This window comes from Vibrio furnissii CIP 102972, assembly GCF_000176175.1.
Classification (GTDB): Bacteria; Pseudomonadota; Gammaproteobacteria; order Enterobacterales; family Vibrionaceae; genus Vibrio; species Vibrio furnissii.
Window position 1 is genome coordinate 252,896 of record NZ_ACZP01000013.1, and the last position, 21,845, is coordinate 274,740.

Below are 21,845 nucleotides of genomic sequence, written 5' to 3' on the forward strand. Positions count from 1 at the left end.
AGCAATGCTGGATTCTAAATTACTTCGTACTGAGCTGGATGAAACAGCTGCAAAACTGGCGCGTCGCGGTTTTAAACTCGACGTGGACACAATTCGTACACTTGAAGAACAACGTAAGTCCATTCAAGTAGAAGTTGAAAATTTACAATCCACGCGTAACTCCATCTCCAAGCAAATTGGCCAACTGATGTCGAAAGGCGACAAAGAAGGCGCGGAAGAAGTGAAGAAGCAGATCGGTACTCTGGGTGACGATCTGGACGCGAAGAAAGTGGAACTGGATGCGATTCAAAGCCAGCTTGACGCGATCACTCAAAGCGTGCCAAACCTGCCTGACGATTCTGTGCCAGACGGTAAAGACGAAAACGACAACGTTGAAGTGTCTCGTTGGGGTACACCCAAAGAGTACGATTTCGATGTGAAAGATCACGTTGACCTGGGTGAAATGGGCGACGGTCTGGACTTTGCGAGTGCAACCAAAATTACTGGTGCACGTTTTGTGATCATGAAAGGTCAGTTCGCTCGTCTGCACCGTGCTATCGCGCAGTTCATGTTGGATCTGCATACTGAGCAACACGGTTACACTGAATTGTACGTGCCTTATCTGGTCAACTCAGACACGCTGTTTGGTACTGGCCAGCTACCAAAATTTGGTAAAGATCTGTTCCATACTGAACCTCTGGCAGAAAAAGCCAGCGATGAAGAACCTCGTCGTCTGTCTCTGATCCCAACTGCTGAAGTGCCGGTAACGAACCTGGTTCGTGACACCATCACGGAAGAAGCGGATTTGCCACTGAAAATGACCGCGCACACACCATGTTTCCGTTCTGAAGCGGGTTCATACGGTCGTGACACGCGTGGTTTGATTCGTATGCACCAGTTTGACAAAGTGGAATTGGTTCAGATCACTAAGCCTGAAGACTCAATGGCGGCACTGGAAGAACTGACGGGCCATGCTGAGAAAGTTCTTCAGCTGCTTGAGCTACCATACCGCAAAGTGGTTCTGTGTACTGGCGACATGGGCTTTGGCGCATGCAAGACTTACGACTTGGAAGTTTGGGTTCCGGCTCAGAAGACTTACCGTGAAATCTCTTCTTGTTCAAATATGTGGGATTTCCAGGCTCGTCGCATGCAAGCACGCTTCCGTCGTAAAGGCGAGAAAAAACCTGAACTGGTTCACACGCTGAACGGCTCTGGTCTGGCGGTTGGTCGTACCATGGTTGCGATTCTGGAAAACTACCAGCAAGCTGACGGTCGCATCGCAATCCCAGCGGTACTGCAAAAGTACATGGGCGGCGTGACTCACATCGGCTAAGCCAATCTGAGTGAACAGGTACAAAAAAACGGAGTGTGTAAACACTCCGTTTTTTTATGTGCTGAACACAGCAAGGCAACGTTACTTTCAGCCGCGTTGCCCAATCAATGGTCGGGCAGGCGGGGCAGAGAGCGCTTGTTAGCTCTCTGCTTTCACTGTGGCTTGTCGCGGCTGGTGTTTGAGGAACACGGCAACAATGGCAGCAATGGCCAGTGCAAAACAGTAGTACGAGTTTGCGACGATTTCCAGCGGTGACAGCTTAAACACAGAGCCAAGCAGCAGCACCTGAGCGCCATAAGGCAGAATGCCTTGTACCACGCACGAGAAGATATCCAACAAACTGGCAGAGCGGCGAGGTGAGACATTGTTCTCCTCAGCTAACTGACGAGCCACGCTGCCTGAGACAATAATCGCGACGGTATTGTTCGCGGTGCAGCCGTTCACCAGCGAAACCAGTCCGGCAATACCCAGTTCACTCGCACGGCTGTTCGCGTGTTTTGAGTGGCGTGAGCCAAAGGTATTGATCAAACGGCTGACCAGATTAGTCAGAAAAGCCAGTCCGCCTTGACGACGCATCAGTTCGCTCAATCCACCGATCAGCATAGACAGCAGGAAGATCTCCTGCATGTTGCCAAATCCGGCGTAGATATCCTGAGCCAGATTGGTGAGCGCGTAGCCATCGACCGACGCCAGACCCACACCGCCTGCAAGCAAAATACCGATAGTCAGGACCACAAAGACGTTCATCCCAGAGACAGCCAGCACCAGAATCGTGATGTACGGCAGCACTTTCAGCCACTCAATCGGGCCGGCTTGCGGCACTTGTGTCGCGGTGCTGTGGTAAGCGAACACGACCAAGGCAATCAGCGCGGCCGGCAATGCGATGCGAACGTTCTCTTTGAACTTGTCTTTCATTTCGCAGCCTTGCGAGCGCGTTGCCGCAATCGTGGTGTCCGAGATGATCGACAGGTTGTCACCAAACATCGCGCCGCTCAGGACGACGCCGGCAGTCAGTGGTAAGCTCATTCCGGCCGATTGCGCAATGCCGAGTGCGACCGGTGCCACCGCAGCGATGGTCCCCATCGAGGTACCCATTGAGGTGGCGATGAAGGCGGAGATCAGAAACAAACCAGGCAGAATCATGTTGGTTGGAATGGCTGACAAACCGAGGTTGACGGTCGCATCCACACCACCAGAAGCCTTAGCAACGGCGGCAAAGGCACCCGCCAGTAAATAGATCATGCACATCGCGATGATGTCTTGATGGCCGACGCCATGCATAAAGTGCTCGATAGAGCGGCTGAGCTTATCTTTGCTCAACAGAAAAGCGATGATGATAGCGGGCAGAATCGCAATCGGTGCAGGTAATTGATAAAAGGCGAACTCAACGCCTTGCAAGGACAAGTAAGTCCCTACACCAATAAACAGTGCAAGAAAGATAATCAGTGGGATCAGCGCGACCGCAGACGGTGCAACTGTTTTCGTAGTGTGCTGGGAACCGGACATGTAAACGACAAACTTAAAAATAGAAAGGCGTGAAGACTAATCGCCTCGCTGATGAATGTCAACGTCTAGACGTCTAAATGGCTGGTCAAGGTTTGTCCGTTGTTGTCAAACCTGTGGTTAGTTGGTTGCTCGAATTGGTGTTGAATTTCAGGGCAGTCTGCACTTCACTGGTGCAACGAAAACAGACGTATGTTGCTAACTTATTGAAAAATAAAAGCGCAAAAGTTGGTATAAGGTTTGCTCTGTCTATATCGATTAAAGATATTTGTTAATACCTAGGCAAAGGCGCCTTACTTCTCGGAAGTAAGGCGCTTTTTATTTGCCTTGAGCACAAGGAAGTGATGATGACTCAAGCCAATATTCTCACAACGTGTCCATACTGTGGCGTCGGGTGTGGCGTGTCAGCCAACCGCGAGACGATCGTTGGGGACAAAACACACCCGGCGAATCAGGGCGCGCTGTGTGTCAAAGGTTCTGCATTAGCTGAAAGCCTCAATATGCCCAGTCGTTTGCTGTATCCCAAACTCAGAGGCCAAGAAATCCAGTGGGATGCGGCAATTGACGATATTGCCACTCGTATTCATCAGGCAATTGAGCAGCACGGACCGGATTCGGTGGCGATGTATGTCTCAGGTCAGATCCTGACTGAGGATTACTACGTCGCCAACAAGCTGATGAAAGGCTACGTTGGCAGCGCCAACATCGATACCAACTCCCGCCTGTGCATGTCGTCGGCGGTGGCCGCGCATGTTCGCGCTTTTGGCGAAGATGTGGTTCCCGTTAATTACGATGACATCGATCAAACGGACCTACTGGTGCTGGTGGGCGCCAACACTGCCTGGACGCATCCGGTGCTGTTTCGTCGTATTCAGCAGGCCCGTGAACAAAACCCCAGACTCAAGCTGGTGGTGATTGACCCGCGGCGCACCGTCACCGCTGAGCAGGCCGATTTGCATCTGGCGATCGCAAATGATGGTGATGTCTTGCTGTATAACGGCCTGCTGCGCTTTATGAAAGACAGCGGCACACTTAATCAGACCTATATTGACGAGCACACGCAGGGTTTTGAGGCGTTATTGACGGAAATTTCCGATGAGCGTTACCAGCTCAGTCACGTCAGCCGAGCGCTGGATGTTGACGAAGAGGCGCTGCGCACGTTTTACCGCTGGTTTGCTTCAAGCCCGACGGCGTTGACGCTGTTTTGCCAAGGCGTGAACCAGTCTGTATCGGGGGTGGATAAAGGCAACGCTATCATCAACGCACATCTGGCGAGCGGTAAAATCGGTTGCAAAGGCTGCGGGCCATTCTCGCTCACTGGTCAGCCCAATGCGATGGGTGGACGCGAAGTCGGCGGGCTGGCGAATCAACTCGCTGTGCACCGCGGTTTTGATGACACCTCCTGCCAGCAAGTGCAGACGTTCTGGCAATCGCCAACCATTGCGGATAAACCGGGTCTGAAAGCTCTGGATCTGTTTGATGCCGTCGAAGCAGGGCACATTAAGGTGCTGTGGATCATGGCCACCAACCCGGTTGTCTCGTTGCCAGACAGCGATCGTATTCGCAATGCTTTGAAACACTGCGACTTTGTGATTGTTTCGGATATTACCGCCAGCAGCGATGTCGCCGAGTATGCGGATTTGTTGCTGCCTGCGGCAGGTTGGGGTGAAAAACAGGGCATGGTCACCAACTCAGAGCGCCGTTTGTCGCGTCAGCGCGCCTTTCTTACCGCGCCCGGAGAAGCCAAACCGGATTGGTGGGCGGTGAGCCAAGTCGGGAGCGCGTTATGTTCACGCCTGAACATCGCTGACGGGTTTGCGTTTCAAAGCGTAGCGGATGTGTTTCGCGAATACGCGGGGCTGACGGGCATCAACCGGGGTACGCCCTATCTGCTCGATCTGTCGATGTTTGCCACGATGAGTGACGATGAGTATGAGCGCTGGACGCCGGTGCAATGGCCGCTGACACGCAGTGCGCCATATCGCGACGGCCAGTTTTCAACCCCATCCGGACGTGCCAATTTTATCGCCGTTGAGCCTCATGAGGTGCCAAGCGGTGAGTGGTGGCTCAATACCGGGCGTCAGCGCGATCAATGGCACACCATGACCCGCACCGGACACATTGCCAAACTGGCAGCGGCAGAAGTCGAACCGACGCTCTACATCAACAAACTTGCGGGCCAGTCGATTGGCCTCAAGGAAGGGGAAATCGCCGCGCTGCGCAGTGACAGCCAAACTCAGTGCGTGTTCGCGCGCGTGGCGTTTGATGAGGGACTGAAAGGAAAGCAGCTGTTTATGTCCATGCACTGGGCCGGGCGTTACAGCGCGCACTCTCAGGTGAATCGTGCCGTGCTGCGCGCGGCCGATCCCATCTCCGGTCAGCCTGCGTTTAAGTCGGCTCACGTGCATCTTGCGCCCGTCACCATGCGAAGTTACGGCCTGTATGTCGGCGCGTCCCGCACGCTACCGGAGTGTGATTATGTCAGCTATCAGCAGGAAGAACGCCTGGGGGTGACGCGGTTTGCCTCACTGACAGAACTGGGCAAAGGTCAGTTTGAATTGCTCAGCGGCGAGCAGGTGCTGCGTTGGGATCTGCCGCAAGGCTGGATGATGGTCATCGGGCGCGCAAAAGCTGATACGCCTGCGATGGAAGTGACTGGCATTCTGATGGTCTCCGCCCAACCCGTCGAGCAGGACTACACCGCGATGGTGGCGCTGATTGGCAAGCCTCTGCAGCTGGGTTCAGTGCTTGCGCTTGCGGGGGAAACTGCGACCAGCCAGTTGGTGTGCAGCTGCTTTCGCGTCACGGACAAGCAGATTCAACACGCGATGGCGCAGGATGGCTGCGTGACGCTCAATCAGTTACAGAGCAAATTGAAGTGCGGCACGAACTGCGGTTCCTGCCTGCCGGAAGTCAACCAATTGCTGGCCAGCCGTTCTGTGCTGGTGATGGCGAAACCTTAATCTCAGGAGTCGAGCCATGAAAACCGATTCAACCCCACGATTTGCGCGCAGCATCCGCTCTGACGCGACCTCCTTTACGGCGCATGACCGCTTCTATCAGCACAGCCCAAGCGCGCCGAAGATAAGCCAACCTGAGAGCCAAAAAGGCTTTGTGTTTCTGGTCGGTGCGGGGCCGAGCGATCCGGATTTACTCACGGTCAAAGCCGTGAAAGTCCTGCAACACGCTGATGTGGTGGTCTATGATCGCTTGGTCGGCCGCGATATTCTCGAACTCGCCAATCCCGATGCGCAGATGGTGTATGTGGGCAAGCGTTGCGGACAGCCGAGTATGAAACAGGAAGCCATCAGCGCGCTGCTGGTCGATTTTGCTCAGCAAGGTAAACAGGTGGTGCGTCTGAAAGGCGGCGATCCGTTCATCTTTGGCCGCGGTGGTGAAGAGGCGCTGGCGCTGGTCAAACACAACATTGCTTATCAAGTGGTGCCGGGCATTACTGCCGCTATCGGTTGTGCGTCAAGCGCGTTGATTCCGCTGACACATCGAGAGCTCTCGCGCAGCGTGACGTTAATCACCGGCCAAGTCGTCACGGGGGCATTGCCTGCCTGGGCGGGTTTGGTGAGCAGCGGTCAGACGCTGGTGTTCTACATGGGGCTGGAAAAAGCAGACGCGATTGAACAGGGTTTAATGTCCGCGGGTCTCAGTGGTTCAACGCCGGTTGCTGTGGTCGGCCAAGGCTGTTCTGAGCAGCAAACGGTCGTGACCTTTGAGCTCAATCAGCTCACACAAACAGCAAATGCGCTCAAAGGTCTCAGTCCGGCATTGATCATTATGGGAGACGTGGTAAAACTTCGGGAGCAACTGATGCAAACGGCGCATGCGGTGACCCAGTCACATTCGCAACCTGCACGCGCCACGGCTTACTAAGAGGACTCAATGAGCACAATTCTGGACTGTATTCGTACTGTCGGCCGCGGTGAACGCGGCCGCAAACCGCTCTGTTTTGAGCAGGCATTTCAGGTAATGGATGACTACCTGAACGGAGACGTGGGCGATGATCAGATGGCGATGCTGCTGATGCTGATCCGAGTGCAAAACGAAACCAATGCTGAAATCGCCGGATTTGTGAAAGCGTTTCAGTCCCGTGTGCCGAGTATTGGCGCGGAAATTGACTGGCCGTGTTACGCTGGAAAACGTGCCGCAGCGGGTCAGCCCTGGCATCTGCTGGCTGCCAAAATCATGGCTGACAACGGACACAAAATACTGATGCACGGCTACAACGACAAACCCGCGTCACGTGAGCATGCAGAAGCTTATTTGGCCGCGTGTGAGGTTCCGCTTGCCAAGGATGCAGCGCAGGCCAAAGCGCTGCTGCAAGAAGGCAACATTGCGTATTTGCCGCTGCGTCATTTTGCGCCGCAGGCCGAGGTGATGATTGGCTGGAAAAACCGCTACGGCCTGCGCACACCGATCAACACGGTCGTGCGGGCGCTGAATCCTGGAGGCGGTGAAATTGGTCTGCGAGGCAGTTTCCATCCGGGTTTTCAACAACTGCACGCCGAAGTTGAGCACGTGATTGGCAAAACCGCCCATGCGGTGATCTCATTTAAAGGCCAGTCCGGCGAGTCGGAGTACAACCCGAAGGTGAGCCAGACAGTGTGGCTCAGCCAGACCGATGGCGTGCACTCTTACTACTGGCCTGAGCAGTTTGTCTCAGACATCGCGCAGCCTAACGCTTGCCCACTGGGTACGCCGCAAGAAGAGTGGGTCCAGATGGCGAACAGTGTCGTTGCGACCATGACCGCTGTCCTGTTTGCAAAAACGCTCGATCGCGATACCGCGATGGCGACGGCCTTTCGCTATTGGCAAGCCTATGTCGAGACGCACTGATTCACCCCCGCGTTTTTCTCCTCTGCCACATCAAACGGCGAATTGACGCAACCAAGCGACCAAGTCATTAAATATCACATCGTGAAGTCAACATGCGTCACCGTTCCTGAGCGCTCCTCTGCAATAAGAGGGCGCCGGGAAGGTCGTGAGCGCTTTTGGGTGCACCGACCAATCTAGCCCTAAAGAGTTATAAATTCACAAATATTGATTTTATCTTATTGTTTTTATTGAATTAAATTGCATATCTTCAACATGGCGCACTCTTTGCAAATTCATTCCATAGAGTTTGAACACAACAAGGAATGACTATGTCTCTCTCTCACTCTTCTCAATCCATTGTGGTGTGCTGTGACAGCGTCAGCGATCAGGCCGGGATCAGTGCCAAACTTGCGTTGCACTATGATCAGATCCTGCTCTGCCAACTGGCTCAGTTGGAGCGCATGATCGACAAAGAATCTTCACCCACTGTGGTGGTGTCGTGGCGCCAACCGAGTGCAGAGCTGCGGCTCATTGTCGAGTTTTGTTCCCAGCGTAAGGTGCCGCTTTTGGTGATTCTTAAACAGCTTCAGGTGAATGATATCAATCGCTTACCTCAACATCACGATTTCGTTTTATTGCCTTTTGACTCGGCGTTTGAGCTCAAGCCCTGGATTGATTATGCCAAGCAGGTGCGTGAGACAAGTATGGCGATGGTGCAGGAAATCGAGTCGTTGACGCAAAAACTGGAAGAGCGTAAATGGGTCGAAAAGGCCAAAGGGATACTGATGCGTCTGCATGGTTTGGATGAAGATAAAGCGTATCGCGCACTGCGCAGTAGCGCGATGCAATCGAGCCTGTCACTGGCACAGGTGGCGAAGAACGTGATCCACACTATGGAAGGTCTCGGCGTCTGATAATACTTTGGGGTTAGGTGCAAATCTTGCCACTGGTGCACTTTGCACATAAACAAAGCACGAAAACAGTAAATATCTCAGGTATTAAACTTAACTTATTGATAAATAATGATTATAAAAACTGGCATGTAACTTGGATTGTCATCTTCAGTAACGGAAATGAAGTACATCCGACAATTTGGAATAAGCCGCAAGGCTGCTGACCCACATCATCAACGGCGGTGATGACGGAAATAGCAAAGGCGCTACTGCTCTGAGAAGCAGTAGCGCCTTTTTTGTGGCTTTTTGAATCAAGCACGTTTTGGAATCAAACAGGATTGGTAATCAAGGAAAGGGAGTATTGCGATGCAATCGAAAACACCATGGATGCGCAGCTTACTGTTGAGCGCTTCACTGCTGAGCGCCGGAGCCTATGCTCAGGTGGGTGAGCCAGAGTTGGAAGATTTGAAGTTCGGCTTTATCAAACTGACGGATATGGCACCACTTGCCGTCGCTTATGAAAAAGGCTTTTTTGAAGACGAAGGACTGTACGTCACGCTCGAAGCACAGGCGAACTGGAAAGTGCTGCTTGATCGCGTGATTGACGGCGAGCTGGATGGCGCACATATGCTGGCGGGCCAGCCGCTGGGTGCGACGATTGGTATCGGCACCAAAGCAGAAGTCATCACGGCGTTCAGTATGGATCTTAACGGCAACGCCATCACCGTTTCCAATGATACCTGGGAGCAGATGAAGCCGTTTTTGAGCAAAGAGAGCGACGGCAAAATCGTTCACCCCATTAAAGCGGATGCTCTGAAACCTGTGGTGCAGAAATATCGCGACCAAGGCAAACCTTTCAACATGGGCATGGTGTTTCCGGTCTCGACGCACAACTACGAGCTGCGTTACTGGCTGGCGGCAGGCGGTATCAATCCGGGTTACTACGCACCGCAATCGGGGGACAACAGCGGCCAGTTGAAAGCCGACGTCCTGCTCAGCGTCACCCCACCACCACAAATGCCAGCGACCATGGAAGCGGGCACCATCAAAGGCTACTGCGTGGGTGAACCGTGGAACCAGCAGGCGGTGTTCAAAGGCATCGGCGTTCCGGTGGTCACGGATTACGAGATCTGGAAAAACAACCCGGAAAAAGTGTTTGGCGTATCAAAAGCGTGGGCGGAGAAATATCCGAATACGCACATTCGCGTGGTGAAAGCCTTGATTCGTGCTGCGCACTGGCTGGATGAAAACAACAACGCCAACCGCAGCGAAGCTGTCGCGATGCTGTCGAAAAGTCAGTATGTCGGTGCCGATAAAGAGGTGATTGCCAACTCCATGACAGGCACCTTTGAGTACGAAAAAGGTGACAAACGTGAGGTGCCGGATTTCAACGTGTTCTTCCGTCATAACGCAACCTATCCGTACTACAGCGATGCGATTTGGTATCTGACTCAGATGCGCCGCTGGGGGCAGATTGCGGATGCCAAATCGGACGACTGGTACATGAATATCGCCAAAGAGGTCTACCGTCCGGATATCTATCAGCAGGCGGCGGAATCTCTGATTGAAGACGGTGTGATGAGCGCAAAAGACTTTCCGGATTTCAACCATGAAGACGGTTTCCGTGCACCACAGAAACACTTCATCGATGACATCGTCTACGACGGCCATCAACCGAACGCTTACCTCAACAAGTTCGCTATCGGTCTGAAGGGTAACGACAAAGTATAAAACACGGGGTCTGGTGCTTTGGGTCAATGCCACACGGCTGCACCAGACCTGCCTTCACAGGGACGAGACGCAGTAGCGCAAGGAGTTTGCTATGTCGAGCAATGTAATTTCACTGATCCCCAGTCGCGAAAAAGTGGTCAGCCGCAGCAAAGTGATGCTGATGCCACTGATTGGAATCCTTATCTTTCTGATGTTCTGGCACCTCGCCGCCAGACAGGTCGAAACGTCACTCGGTACGCTGCCAGGACCAGTGCAGACGTTCGCCCAGTTCAGCAATTTGGTGAATGAACACTTCAAAGAGCGAGAAAAAGAGCACGCTTTTATTGAACGCCAAGAGAAGCGTAACGCTGCCAAACTGGCCAAAGACCCCAATGCGGATGTCCGCATTCGTCCGTACACCGGTAAACCGACATTCTTTGATCAGATCGGGACCAGCCTGGTCACGGTGGCGGCGGGGTTTGCGCTGGCGTCTTTGATTGCGATACCGCTCGGTATTGTTCTGGGGCTCAACCACGGACTGTATCAGGCATTCAACCCCATCATTCAACTGCTGAAACCGGTATCGCCACTGGCTTGGCTACCGATTGTCACCATGGTGGTGAGTGCGACTTACGTCAGCGATGACCCTATGTTTGCCAAATCGTTCGTCAACTCGCTGTTTACCGTGGCGCTGTGCAGCTTGTGGCCCACGCTGATCAATACTGCGGTTGGCGTCACCAGTGTGGATAAAGACCTGATTAACGTGAGCAAGGTACTGCGCCTGTCGTGGTGGCAACATATCCGCACCATCGTGTTGCCCTCAGCGATTCCGATGATCTTCACCGGGCTGCGGTTGTCGCTCGGGATTGCCTGGATGGTGCTGATTGCTGCAGAGATGCTGGCGCAGAACCCGGGCCTTGGCAAGTTCGTGTGGGATGAATTCCAGAATGGCAGCTCTGCGTCACTGGGGCGAATTATGGTGGCGGTGATTGCGATTGGCTTTATCGGGCTGCTGTTGGATCGCGGCATGCTGCAACTGCAAAAACATCTGTCTTGGAACAAACAGCAAGCGCTGCGTTAAGGAGAACGGCATATGTCCAAAGCATTTTTAGATTTAACCCAACTCGGCATGCGCTTTCCCACGCCACAAGGTGAGTTTGTCGCGCTGAAAAACGTCGACCTGCAGATCCAAAAAGGCGAGTTCATCTCACTGATTGGCCACTCAGGTTGCGGCAAGTCAACCGTGCTTAACCTGGTCGCGGGCCTTTACATGCCCACCGACGGCGGGGTGATTGTGGATGGACGCGAAGTCGATGGCCCTGGGCCAGAGCGCGCGGTGGTGTTTCAGAACCATTCACTGCTGCCGTGGCTGACGGTGTACCAAAACGTTGAACTGGCGGTGAAACAGGTCGCCAAAGGACAAAGCAAAGCCCAAATTAAACAACAGGTTGAACATTATCTCGACCTGATCCAGATGGCGCACGCCTCGGATAAGAAACCGGATGAGATCTCGGGTGGGATGAAGCAGCGCGTCGGTATTGCCCGCGCGCTGGCACTGCAACCGAAAGTGCTGCTGATGGATGAACCGTTCGGTGCGCTCGACGCCTTAACTCGTGCTCGCTTGCAGGATGCGCTGATGGAGATTCAGGCCGAGCTGAATAACACAGTCATCATGATCACCCATGACGTGGACGAAGCGGTACTGCTGTCGGACAAAATCGTCATGATGACCAACGGTCCGGCTGCGACGGTCGGCGAAGTGCTCAACATTGAACTGCCGCGCCCACGCAATCGCGTTCAACTGGCGGATGACCCGACGTATCAGAAATATCGTCAGTCGGTACTGCGCTTTTTGTATGAGAAACAATCGAAATCTGAAGGTCGTCAACCTGCCGCTGCAACGGTCGCCAAAACTGCATAAGGAAACGCAAAATGATGGAACATATTGTCATTATCGGCAACGGAATGGTCGGTCACCATCTGGTTGCTAAGCTGGTGGAAAAACAAGCCCACCTCGAAAAACGCATTACCGTGATTGGCGAAGAGCGTTTTATCGCTTACGACCGCGTACAACTGTCGTCGCTGTTCTCCGGTAAATCGCATGATGATCTGATGCTGAGCAGCGAAGAGTGGTATCAAAAACACGGGATCAATCTGATCCTGGGTAGCCAGGTCACGGCCATTAACCGAGTGCAGAAAAGCATCATTCTGGATGACGAAGATGTGCTGGGTTACGACTCCCTCGTGCTGGCAACCGGTTCTTATCCGTTTGTGCCACCCGTGCCGGGTTCAGAGCGTGACAACGTCTTTGTCTATCGTACTTTGGACGACCTCTCTGCGATTCGCAATGCGTGTGAGCATGCTCGCACGGGGGCGGTCATCGGTGGTGGTCTGCTGGGATTAGAAGCGGCCAACGCGCTGCGCCTGCTGGGATTAGAAACGCATGTGATCGAATTCGCGCCGCGACTCATGCCGGTTCAGCTCGATGATGGTGCGGGTGGTGTGCTGAAACAGAAAATTGAACAGCTTGGCCTGACGGTGCATACCTCAACGGGTACTGAGCGCATCATTGATGGCGAAAGCGCCAAGCATCGCATGGTATTCAAAGATGCAGAGCCGCTGGAAGTGGATGTGATTGTGTTTTCTGCCGGCATTCGCCCGCAGGATGCGTTGGCGCGTCAGTCCGGTTTAGCGGTGGGCGAACGTGGCGGCATTGTCATTTCCGACAGTTGCCAAACCAGCGACGAGAACATCTACGCCATTGGCGAATGTGCGCTGTGGCAACAACGGATTTTTGGCCTGGTAGCACCGGGTTACGCGATGGCGCGCGCCGTGGCTGACCAGTTGATGGGACACTGCGGCAGTTTCACGGGGGCGGACATGAGTACCAAACTCAAACTGTTGGGGGTGGATGTGGCATCGATTGGTGACGCGCAGATGCAAACCGCGGGCGCGCAGGAACTGGTGTTGCAGGACACGGTACAGGGAACCTACAAAAAACTGATAGTCGATGCGAGTGGCACCCGATTACTCGGCGCGATTCTGGTGGGTGACAACAGCGACTACGATGCGTTGCTGCAGGCGTATCTCAACCAAACCGTGCTGCCCGATCATCCGGCGCATCTGTTGTTTGATACGTCGATGCTGAGCGGTGAAGTGTCGGACGACACCATGATCTGTTCGTGCCACAACGTCACTAAAGGCGCACTGGTGGCTGCGATTCATGCTGGCGCGACCGAGCTGAATGAACTCAAATCCGTCACCAAAGCGGGCACGGGCTGTGGCGGCTGTTCCAGCATGGTGAAATCGGTGCTGGACGCTGAACTGGTGGCCATGGGCGTGGAAGTGACCAATCATATTTGTGAACACTTTGAGTACTCCCGTCAGGAGCTGTTCCACATTTGCCAGGTAGAAGAAATCAAAGACTTCGACACCTTGCTGGAGAAACACGGCCACGGCTTGGGTTGTGATTTGTGTAAACCGACCGCGGCTTCGGTCTTTGCCTCTTTGTGGAACGAGCACATTATGGAACCGAAGCTGAGTGCGCTGCAGGACTCTAACGATGCCTTTATGGCGAATCTGCAAAAAGACGGCTCTTATTCTGTGGTGCCACGCGTGCCGGGCGGCGAAATTACGCCGGACAAACTGATCGTGCTGGGGGAAGTGGCGAAGCAGTACGATCTGTACACCAAGATCACCGGTGGTCAGCGGGTCGACTTGTTCGGCGCGCAAATGGAGCAACTTCCTGAGATCTGGCGCACCTTGATTAACGCCGGCTTTGAGACCGGCCATGCGTACGGTAAATCGGTGCGAACGGTGAAATCGTGTGTCGGTTCAACCTGGTGCCGCTATGGCGTGGATGACTCGGTTGGGCTGGCGATTGAGCTGGAGAATCGCTACAAAGGTTTGCGCGCGCCGCACAAACTCAAGTTTGCCGTCTCGGGTTGTACACGCGAATGTGCTGAAGCGCAGAGCAAAGATATCGGTGTCATTGCGACCGAAAAGGGTTGGAACCTGTATGTGTGCGGTAATGGCGGCATGCGCCCCCGTCATGCCGACCTGCTGGCTGCTGATTTAACCAAGTCGCAGCTTATCCACTTGATTGATCGCGTGTTGATGTTCTATGTCCGCACCGCCGACAAGCTGCAACGTACATCGGTATGGCTCGACAATCTGGAAGGCGGTCTGGATTATCTCAAACAGGTGGTACTGGACGATTCGCTCGGACTGTGCGAGCAACTGGAAAGTCAGATGCAACGAGTGGTCGATACCTATCAATGCGAATGGAAAAGCACGCTTGAAAATGAGGACAAACTGCGGAAGTTCCGTCCGTTCATTAATCACGAACAGGGCAGCGTGAGCTTGCCATATCAGCGCCTGCGTGGGCAGCGTATTCCGGTTAGCGAGGAGGTCTCATCATGAAACAACGACTGTGTCATCTGAGTGAGCTGACGCCATTTCAAGGGTGTGGCGCGTGGATTGGCGATCAACAAGCGGCGCTATTCTATCTGCCCGGTGATGAGCCGCACGTGTATGCGCTGCAACACTGGGATCCTATTGGCAAGGCCTATGTGATGGCTCGCGGTATCGTCGGCGATGTAAAAGGAGAGCCGTGCGTTGCCTCGCCGCTCTACAAACAACATTTCAGTTTACTGACAGGGCAGTGTGTGGAAAAACCGGATGTGGCGCTGAAGACCTGGCGTGTGCTGGTGGAAGCCGAGCAAGTGTACGTGCTGCTAAGCGAAACGGCGCTCGCTTAACTCCGCCAATGACATCACTCAAAAACCTGGCCTCAGTCGCCAGGTTTTTGTTGTCTCTACGAATGACGGGACCTTTTTTCAATAACACGGCGCAAACGCGTCATTGAATCTGACTCAATCAGTTGGCATCACTCAAAAAGCATTCCGGGGATTGGAGCGCCGCTTCCACCGCTTGAATCAGTTGATCCAGATGCTGTGGCTCACTGATAAATGGCGGCATCATGTAAATCAAGCGACCAAATGGACGAATCCACACGCCATGCTGCACAAACAGCGCCTGAATCACTTCCATATTGACCGGTTGATGCGTCTCAACCACACCAATTGCCCCGAGCCAGCGCGTGGCTTTGACTTGCGGGTAGCGATTGAGCAGCGGCAAGCGCTCAGCAAAGCCCAACTCAATCTGCTTCACCTGTTGCTGCCAATGCCCTTCTTCAATCAAGCTCAGGCTGGCTGAGGCGACCGCACACGCCAGTGGGTTGCCCATAAAGGTTGGGCCATGCATAAAACAACCCGCTTCGCCGCCGCAGACCGTATCGGCAACTTCCTTGGTGGTCAGTGCGGCCGATAAGGTCATGTAGCCGCTGGTGAGTGCTTTCCCGACACACAAAATGTCCGGCTGAATGTTCGCATGTTCACACGCAAACAATTTGCCGGTGCGACCAAAACCCGTGGCGATCTCATCGAGGATCAGCAGCACGCCAAACTCATCACACAGCGCGCGTACCTGACGCAAAAACTCTGGGTGATAAATGCGCATACCACCCGCACCCTGCACAATCGGTTCAAGAATGACGGCTGCGATCTGGCGATGATTCTCGGTGAGTTGATGGCGAAAATCTGCGATATCGCGCTCATCCCACGCTTCCCAGAAGCCGGTATTGGGCGATTCGGCAAACAGATGCTCAGGTAGAAATCCTTTGTACAGCGTGTGCATTGAGTTATCCGGATCAGTGACCGACATCGCAGCAAAGGTATCCCCATGATAGCCGTGGCGCAGGGTGAGGAATTTCGGGCGCTGTTCGCCTTTGGCGTGCCAGTATTGCAGCGCCATTTTCAAACTCACTTCCACTGCCACGGAACCGGAATCGGCGAGAAACACATGTTCAAGATTATTCGGCACCAGAGAGAGCAAGCGCTGGCACACCTCAATGGCTGGCTGGTGGGTGATGCCGCCAAACATGACGTGAGACATCTTATCGATCTGCTGATGCGCTGCGGCATTCAGACGGGGATGATTGTATCCGTGAATGGCGGACCACCAAGAGGACATGCCATCGACCAGTGCTTTTCCATCTTCGAGATAGATGAAAACACCATCAGCATGCGTGACCGGATAGCAGGTCAGAGGTGTAAGGGTTGAAGTGTAGGGATGCCAGATGTGCTGGCGATCGAAGGCTAAATCCATGACAATTCCGCGATAAAAATAAGATTAAAAAATAACCAAGTGTAAACTTGTGATCGTTCTTGTTGTTGACAGTCTACCGTGTGTCAGTAGACTAGCCAAGCATAATCCCCATGTCACAGGGCGTTGCGAGGCATCGGCGACCTCGGTTCGCTGGCCTGAAACGCTCGGTCACTTGGGCATAAAACTAATAACGCCAACAAGGATTACACGTGGAAATTCGTCATAACTGGACAGTGGCTGAAGTCAAAGCACTGCTTGAAAAACCGTTTATGGATCTGCTGTTCGACGCTCAACTCGTCCACCGTCAGCATCATCCGCACAACCATGTTCAGGTGAGCACATTACTCTCCATCAAAACCGGCGCGTGTCCGGAAGATTGCAAATACTGCCCGCAGAGCGCGCACTACCGCACCGATGTCGATAAAGAGCGTCTGATGGAAGTGGAACGCGTGCTGGATGCTGCGCAAAAAGCCAAAAGTTCAGGCTCAACCCGTTTCTGCATGGGCGCGGCGTGGAAAAACCCGAAAGCGCGCGACATGCCGCTGCTCAAAGAGATGATTTCCGGCGTAAAAGGCATGGGGCTGGAAACTTGTATGACGCTGGGCATGTTGACTTCTGATCAGGCGCAAGAGCTAGCGGATGCGGGCCTCGATTACTACAACCATAACCTGGATACCTCGCCGGAGTTTTACGGCAACATCATCACCACGCGGACGTATCAGGATCGTCTCGATACGCTGTCTCATGTGCGTGATGCGGGCATGAAAATCTGTTCGGGCGGCATCATCGGTATGGGCGAAAGCACCAACGACCGGGCTGGTCTGTTGGTCGAGCTGGCGAACCTGTCTGTGCATCCAGAAAGCGTGCCGATCAACATGCTAGTGAAAGTCAAAGGCACGCCGCTGGAACAAGTGGACGATGTCGAACCGTTTGATTTTGTTCGCCTGATTGCCGTCGCACGCATCATGATGCCGCAGTCGGCGGTGCGCCTGTCTGCGGGTCGTGAAAAGATGAATGAACAGATGCAAGCGCTGTGTTTTATGGCGGGTGCGAACTCAATTTTCTACGGTTGCAAACTGCTGACGACGCCAAACCCGGCGGAAGACAGCGACATGCTGCTGTTCAAAAAACTGGGCATCAACAGCCAACAAGTGGCGCAAAAACCTGACGAAATTACTGAAAATGAACTGCTGGACCGCGTGGTCGAACGTGTGGCCGCGCGTCCAACAGCGGATGATATGTTCTACGATGCCAGCCTTTAATTCGCGCATTCATCAAGCCCTTGCTGACCGCGAACAGCAGGGGCTGCGTCGCTCGCTACAAGTGCTGGAGCGCAGCAATCAAACGCTGTTGGCGCAGCGCGGGCAACGATATATCAATTTTTCCAGTAACGACTATCTTGGGCTGGCGAGTGATACGGCCTTGGCTCACGCTTGGCAGCAAGGGCTTAGCCTGTATGGTTGCGGCAGTGGCGCGTCCCCCTTGGTGACTGGCTTTAGCGAGGCGCACCAAACTTTAGAGCGCACTTTGTGTGAGTGGCTGGGGTTTGAACGCGCGGTGCTGTTCAGCTCTGGATTCAGTGCCAACCAAGCGCTGCTGTTTACCCTGCTGCAAAAAGGCGATTTGCTGCTGCAAGATAAGCTCAATCACGCCTCGCTGATGGAAGCGGGCCTGTTGTCTTCGGCGCAGATGAAGCGTTTTCAGCATAATGATGTCGCTCATTTGGCCCGTTTGCTCGATGAGCAGGTCACCACATTGGTGGTCACCGAAGGTGTGTTCAGCATGGATGGCGATCAAGCGCCGCTGGCGGAGATTCAAGCCGCATTAGGCAGCAATGCTTGGCTTGCCGTGGATGATGCGCACGGTGTGGGGGTGTTGGGTGAGCGCGGTGCGGGCAGTTGTCAGGCGGCCGGAATCAAGCCGCAGGTGCTGGTGGTGACGTTTGGCAAAGCGTTTGGTTTGTCAGGCGCCGCGATTTTGAGCGACGCCGCACTGGGAGATTACCTCACTCAGTTTGCTCGTCATCATGTCTATTCCACGGCGATGCCTCCGGCGCAGGCGCATGCGTTAACGCACGCTGCAGGCATGATTCAAAGCGAGGCATGGCGGCGGGACAAACTGACCGAGCTGTCTGCGCTTTATCACGAATTGCTGTGCGACGTGCCGGGATTTGTCGCGACGCAAACGCCCATCAAACCGTTCGTGCTCGGTTCGGCGCAGCGTGCGTTGCATGTCGCCAGCGTGATGCGTGATGCGGGGTTATGGATGACGGCGATTCGGCCGCCCACGGTGCCAAGTGGCAGTGCGCGGCTGCGCATTACGCTGACAGCCCATCACACACTGCAACACATTCAGCAGATGGCCGACACCTTAAAGCAATGTGTGGAGGCATCTCATGAGTGAAATGGCGCAAGCCTTCAGCGCAGTCGTCAGTGACAAAGCCGCGATCGCTCAAGCCTTTGGCAAAGCGGCGCAAAGTTATGATCGCCACGCAGCATTTCAACGCGATGTTGCCCAGCGTCTGTTGGCAAAATTGCCGGATGATTTAAGCGGCTGGCACATTCTCGATTTGGGCTGCGGCACCGGCTATTGCTCGCAGGAGCTGCAACGCCGAGGCGCGCGAGTGACGTGCGCTGACCTGTCTCCGGCGATGTTAGCGCAAGCCAAACAGCGCTGCGGAAGCGACAACATGCGCTATGTCGAAGCGGATGCCGAGGCGCTGCCGTTTGCGGATGCAACGTTTGATTGCGTGTTTTCCAGCTTGGCATTGCAGTGGTGTGATGACCTCTCGTTACCACTAAAAGAGATGCGTCGTGTTTTAAAACCCAGTGCAAGTGCTTATTTTTCAACACTTCTTGATGGTTCTTTGTTTGAATTGCAGCGTGCATGGATGAAAATTGATGCACATCAACACGTCAACCGATTCATCACACTCAAACAGGTAAAAATTGCGTTAGCGCAAGCTCATTGTGGGAAACATCACATAGACTTACCCACGATAACAGTCTGGTATGACACGGCGTTCTCTTTAATGCGCGATCTCAAAGGGATTGGTGCGAATCATGTGAATGGTCGCTCGCAAGGGCTTACCAGCCGTCGAATACTCGCACAGGTTGAGCGGGAGTATCAGCTATTTCGCAACCATCAAGGTCTTCTGCCTGCAACGTATCAGGTTTGTTTAGGGGTTATACATCGATGATAGATGCTTTTTTTATTGCGGGTACGGATACCGATGTGGGCAAAACGGTCGCCTCAAAAGCGATCCTGCAAGCTTTAGCTGCCAAGGATGTGTCGACAATTGGTTACAAACCAGTTGCCGCGGGATGTGACAAAACCGAACACGGTTTTCGTAACTCGGATGCGCTGCACTTATTGCAAGCTGCAACCCAAAAAATGGATTATGAAGACATCAATCCATACGCGCTGGAGATGCCAGCGTCGCCGCACATTGCGGCGAAACATGAACATGTCACCATTGAATACAGTGTCCTGAGTGAAAAATTGGCGAAACTCAAAGCCAATGCAGACGTGGTGCTGGTTGAAGGTGCGGGCGGTTGGCGAGTCCCTGTGTCTGACGATGATTGTTTGTCAACATGGGTGAAACAAGAGCAACTGCCTGTGGTGTTAGTGGTGGGGATTAAGCTTGGGTGCCTCAGCCATGCGCAACTGACCGTTGAAAGCATTCGTGCCGATGGTCTGAATGTTGTGGGCTGGGTGGCGAACCGCATTAACCCGGGAACCGAACATTACGCCGATATTATTGAAATGTTGGAAGCGCGTATTGGCGCGCCGAAGTTGGGTGAAATTCCGTATATGCCAAGCGCGAAACGTCGCGAACTGGGTAAATACATTGACGTGACCCCTTTGATTGGGGAAGTCGTTCCGGCTTAATTGATCCGTTCATTTCGAACCAAGCAAAAGGGCTGCATTTCTGCAGCCCTTTTTTCATTCTCGCGATTAGTTCTCTCGGCCAATACCCATCAGCGATTGCTGAGTATCTGCGATCTGTTTTTGAATCACTTGTTCCGAACTGATACCCAGTTGCTTCTTAGCCTCTTCTTCGGTCAAACCTAAGTGACAGCAAAGTAAATCAATCGCCATTTGGTAGCTATGCGCTTCAGCCATGATGGTTTTCCTTTCATTGCACGTTGAATTCCTTCGACCCATGGAATGTAGATGCTTTAACGCGCTGCCTCAATAAGACCAAAGTCTAAAACGAGACTCATCGGATCTGTCGAATTTCAGGACATCACAACAGACATTAAATGTTTCAATTTACCGCTTAACCTTGAATATTAAATCTAAGACACTATGTATTAGAAAACCTTCGAAGCCATAGACGGTCGCGTTTAAAGGCTTCGAGATAACAAAAAAAGATTCCGATCGGAGAAAGGTAATGAAGCGAGTATTTTTATTCCTGGCAACCAACTTAGCCGTTGTGCTGGTGTTGAGTGTTGTTTTGAATATTGTGTATGCCGTGACAGGGATGCAGCCGGGCAGTTTGTCTGGTCTGCTGGTGATGGCGGCGGTGTTCGGTTTCGGCGGTTCATTCATTTCGCTTCTGATGTCGAAAGGCATGGCACTGCGCTCTGTGGGCGGTGTGGTGATTGAAAATCCGCGCAATGAAATGGAACATTGGTTGCTGCAAACAGTGAGCCGTCAAGCGCAGCAAGCAGGCATTGGCATGCCCACAGTGGCGATTTATGACTCACCGGACATGAACGCGTTTGCGACAGGTGCGAAGCGCGATGATTCATTGGTTGCGGTGTCAACGGGTCTGCTACACAACATGACACGTGATGAAGCGGAAGCTGTGCTGGCGCACGAAGTGAGCCACATTGCTAACGGTGACATGGTCACCATGACGCTGATGCAAGGCGTGGTAAACACCTTTGTTATCTTCCTGTCGCGTTTTATCGCCAACTTGGTGGCGTCTCGTGATTCTGAAGAGGGCGAAGGCAGCAACATGATGGTTTACTTTGGCGTGTCGATGGCGCTGGAACTGGTGTTTGGTTTCCTCGCCAGCTTTATCACCATGTGGTACAGCCGTCATCGTGAATTCCATGCCGATGCCGGTGCCGCGCAACTGGTTGGTAAGCACAAGATGATTGCAGCGCTAGAGCGATTGAAAATGAGCTACGAGCCACAACTGGAAGGTTCGATGATGGCATTCGGCATCAATGGTAAACGCACCATGACCGAGCTACTGATGAGCCACCCACCGCTGGACAAACGCATCGCAGCCCTGCGTAACGCTTAATCCAACCTATGATGTTGCCGAATTGATCAGTCATCAGTTTCGTCGATAAATGAAAAGCCAGCCTTCGAGCTGGCTTTTTTTGTGCCGATATCTCTTGCTTCCTCTCCTTCGATATTGATCGATTTTCCCGTCACGCGCGTAAACCATTTTTACCAAAGTTGTACAAAAATAA

General features: G+C 53.3%; 18 protein-coding genes. 15 read left to right on the plus strand and 3 right to left on the minus strand.

Annotation, left to right across the window (positions count from 1 at the left end; translation table 11 throughout):
• Positions 1-4 precede the first annotated feature (4 nt).
• Entirely contained in the window at positions 5-1,312 is a 1,308-nt protein-coding gene (serS, locus tag VFA_RS05205) for a serine--tRNA ligase (RefSeq protein ID WP_004725316.1), read from the plus strand.
• Between the two features lie 138 nt (positions 1,313-1,450).
• Here serS and VFA_RS05210 read toward each other — a convergent pair whose 3' ends face one another.
• Positions 1,451-2,818, minus strand: a complete 1,368-nt coding sequence (locus tag VFA_RS05210) for a Na+/H+ antiporter NhaC family protein (RefSeq protein WP_004725319.1) — start codon at positions 2,816-2,818, stop codon at positions 1,451-1,453.
• 344 nt (positions 2,819-3,162) lie between these two features.
• Between VFA_RS05210 and VFA_RS05215 the strand changes: the two genes are divergently transcribed.
• From VFA_RS05215 to nirD, 9 genes are all read left to right on the plus strand, one after another.
• Positions 3,163-5,778 carry a nitrate reductase gene (locus VFA_RS05215; protein WP_004725322.1) on the plus strand — a complete coding sequence of 872 codons (2,616 nt, stop codon included), beginning with the start codon at positions 3,163-3,165 and terminating at the stop codon, positions 5,776-5,778.
• A 16-nt stretch (positions 5,779-5,794) separates the two neighbouring features.
• Entirely contained in the window at positions 5,795-6,700 is a 906-nt protein-coding gene (cobA, locus tag VFA_RS05220) for a uroporphyrinogen-III C-methyltransferase (protein WP_004725323.1), read from the plus strand.
• Between the two features lie 9 nt (positions 6,701-6,709).
• Positions 6,710-7,663 carry a glycosyl transferase family protein gene (locus tag VFA_RS05225; RefSeq protein WP_004725325.1) on the plus strand — a complete coding sequence of 318 codons (954 nt, stop codon included), beginning with the start codon at positions 6,710-6,712 and terminating at the stop codon, positions 7,661-7,663.
• A gap of 308 nt (positions 7,664-7,971) precedes the next feature.
• A complete protein-coding gene (locus VFA_RS05230) occupies positions 7,972-8,556 on the plus strand; it encodes an ANTAR domain-containing response regulator (RefSeq protein ID WP_004725327.1) in 585 nt (194 codons plus the stop codon).
• A 366-nt stretch (positions 8,557-8,922) separates the two neighbouring features.
• Entirely contained in the window at positions 8,923-10,266 is a 1,344-nt protein-coding gene (locus VFA_RS05235) for a CmpA/NrtA family ABC transporter substrate-binding protein (RefSeq protein ID WP_086027287.1), read from the plus strand.
• Between the two features lie 91 nt (positions 10,267-10,357).
• Positions 10,358-11,326 carry an ABC transporter permease gene (locus VFA_RS05240; protein WP_004725329.1) on the plus strand — a complete coding sequence of 323 codons (969 nt, stop codon included), beginning with the start codon at positions 10,358-10,360 and terminating at the stop codon, positions 11,324-11,326.
• Positions 11,327-11,338: 12 nt separating this feature from the next.
• Positions 11,339-12,166, plus strand: coding sequence for an ABC transporter ATP-binding protein (locus VFA_RS05245; RefSeq protein ID WP_004725332.1), 828 nt, complete (start codon positions 11,339-11,341; stop codon positions 12,164-12,166).
• A 14-nt stretch (positions 12,167-12,180) separates the two neighbouring features.
• Positions 12,181-14,667 (plus strand): nitrite reductase large subunit NirB, encoded by a 2,487-nt coding sequence (nirB, locus tag VFA_RS05250; RefSeq protein WP_038151403.1) that lies wholly within the window; start codon positions 12,181-12,183, stop codon positions 14,665-14,667.
• Positions 14,664-15,005 (plus strand): nitrite reductase small subunit NirD, encoded by a 342-nt coding sequence (gene nirD, locus VFA_RS05255; RefSeq protein WP_004725335.1) that lies wholly within the window; start codon positions 14,664-14,666, stop codon positions 15,003-15,005. The genes nirB and nirD overlap by 4 nt, the downstream gene beginning before the upstream one ends.
• A 118-nt stretch (positions 15,006-15,123) precedes the next feature.
• Here nirD and bioA read toward each other — a convergent pair whose 3' ends face one another.
• A complete protein-coding gene (gene bioA, locus VFA_RS05260; protein WP_004725337.1) occupies positions 15,124-16,413 on the minus strand; it encodes an adenosylmethionine--8-amino-7-oxononanoate transaminase in 1,290 nt (429 codons plus the stop codon).
• Positions 16,414-16,622: 209 nt separating this feature from the next.
• Between bioA and bioB the strand changes: the two genes are divergently transcribed.
• From bioB to bioD, 4 genes are read left to right on the plus strand one after another with little or no spacing between them, the layout of a single operon-like run.
• Complete coding sequence (bioB, locus tag VFA_RS05265) at positions 16,623-17,675, plus strand: biotin synthase BioB (RefSeq protein ID WP_004725339.1); 1,053 nt, start codon at positions 16,623-16,625, stop codon at positions 17,673-17,675.
• Positions 17,662-18,816 carry an 8-amino-7-oxononanoate synthase gene (gene bioF, locus VFA_RS05270; protein ID WP_004725341.1) on the plus strand — a complete coding sequence of 385 codons (1,155 nt, stop codon included), beginning with the start codon at positions 17,662-17,664 and terminating at the stop codon, positions 18,814-18,816. Before bioB ends, bioF begins: the two co-directional genes overlap by 14 nt.
• Complete coding sequence (bioC, locus tag VFA_RS05275) at positions 18,809-19,612, plus strand: malonyl-ACP O-methyltransferase BioC (RefSeq protein ID WP_004725343.1); 804 nt, start codon at positions 18,809-18,811, stop codon at positions 19,610-19,612. Before bioF ends, bioC begins: the two co-directional genes overlap by 8 nt.
• Entirely contained in the window at positions 19,609-20,304 is a 696-nt protein-coding gene (gene bioD / locus VFA_RS05280) for a dethiobiotin synthase (protein WP_004725346.1), read from the plus strand. Before bioC ends, bioD begins: the two co-directional genes overlap by 4 nt.
• Before the next feature lie 66 nt (positions 20,305-20,370).
• Here bioD and VFA_RS23880 read toward each other — a convergent pair whose 3' ends face one another.
• The gene (locus VFA_RS23880) at positions 20,371-20,538 is read right to left on the minus strand and encodes a hypothetical protein (protein ID WP_004725348.1); all 168 of its coding nucleotides are present in this window, start codon (positions 20,536-20,538) and stop codon (positions 20,371-20,373) included.
• A 271-nt stretch (positions 20,539-20,809) separates the two neighbouring features.
• On the opposite strand from VFA_RS23880, the gene htpX reads away from it, so the two are divergent.
• Positions 20,810-21,673, plus strand: coding sequence for a protease HtpX (gene htpX, locus VFA_RS05285; RefSeq protein WP_004725350.1), 864 nt, complete (start codon positions 20,810-20,812; stop codon positions 21,671-21,673).
• Positions 21,674-21,845 lie beyond the last annotated feature (172 nt).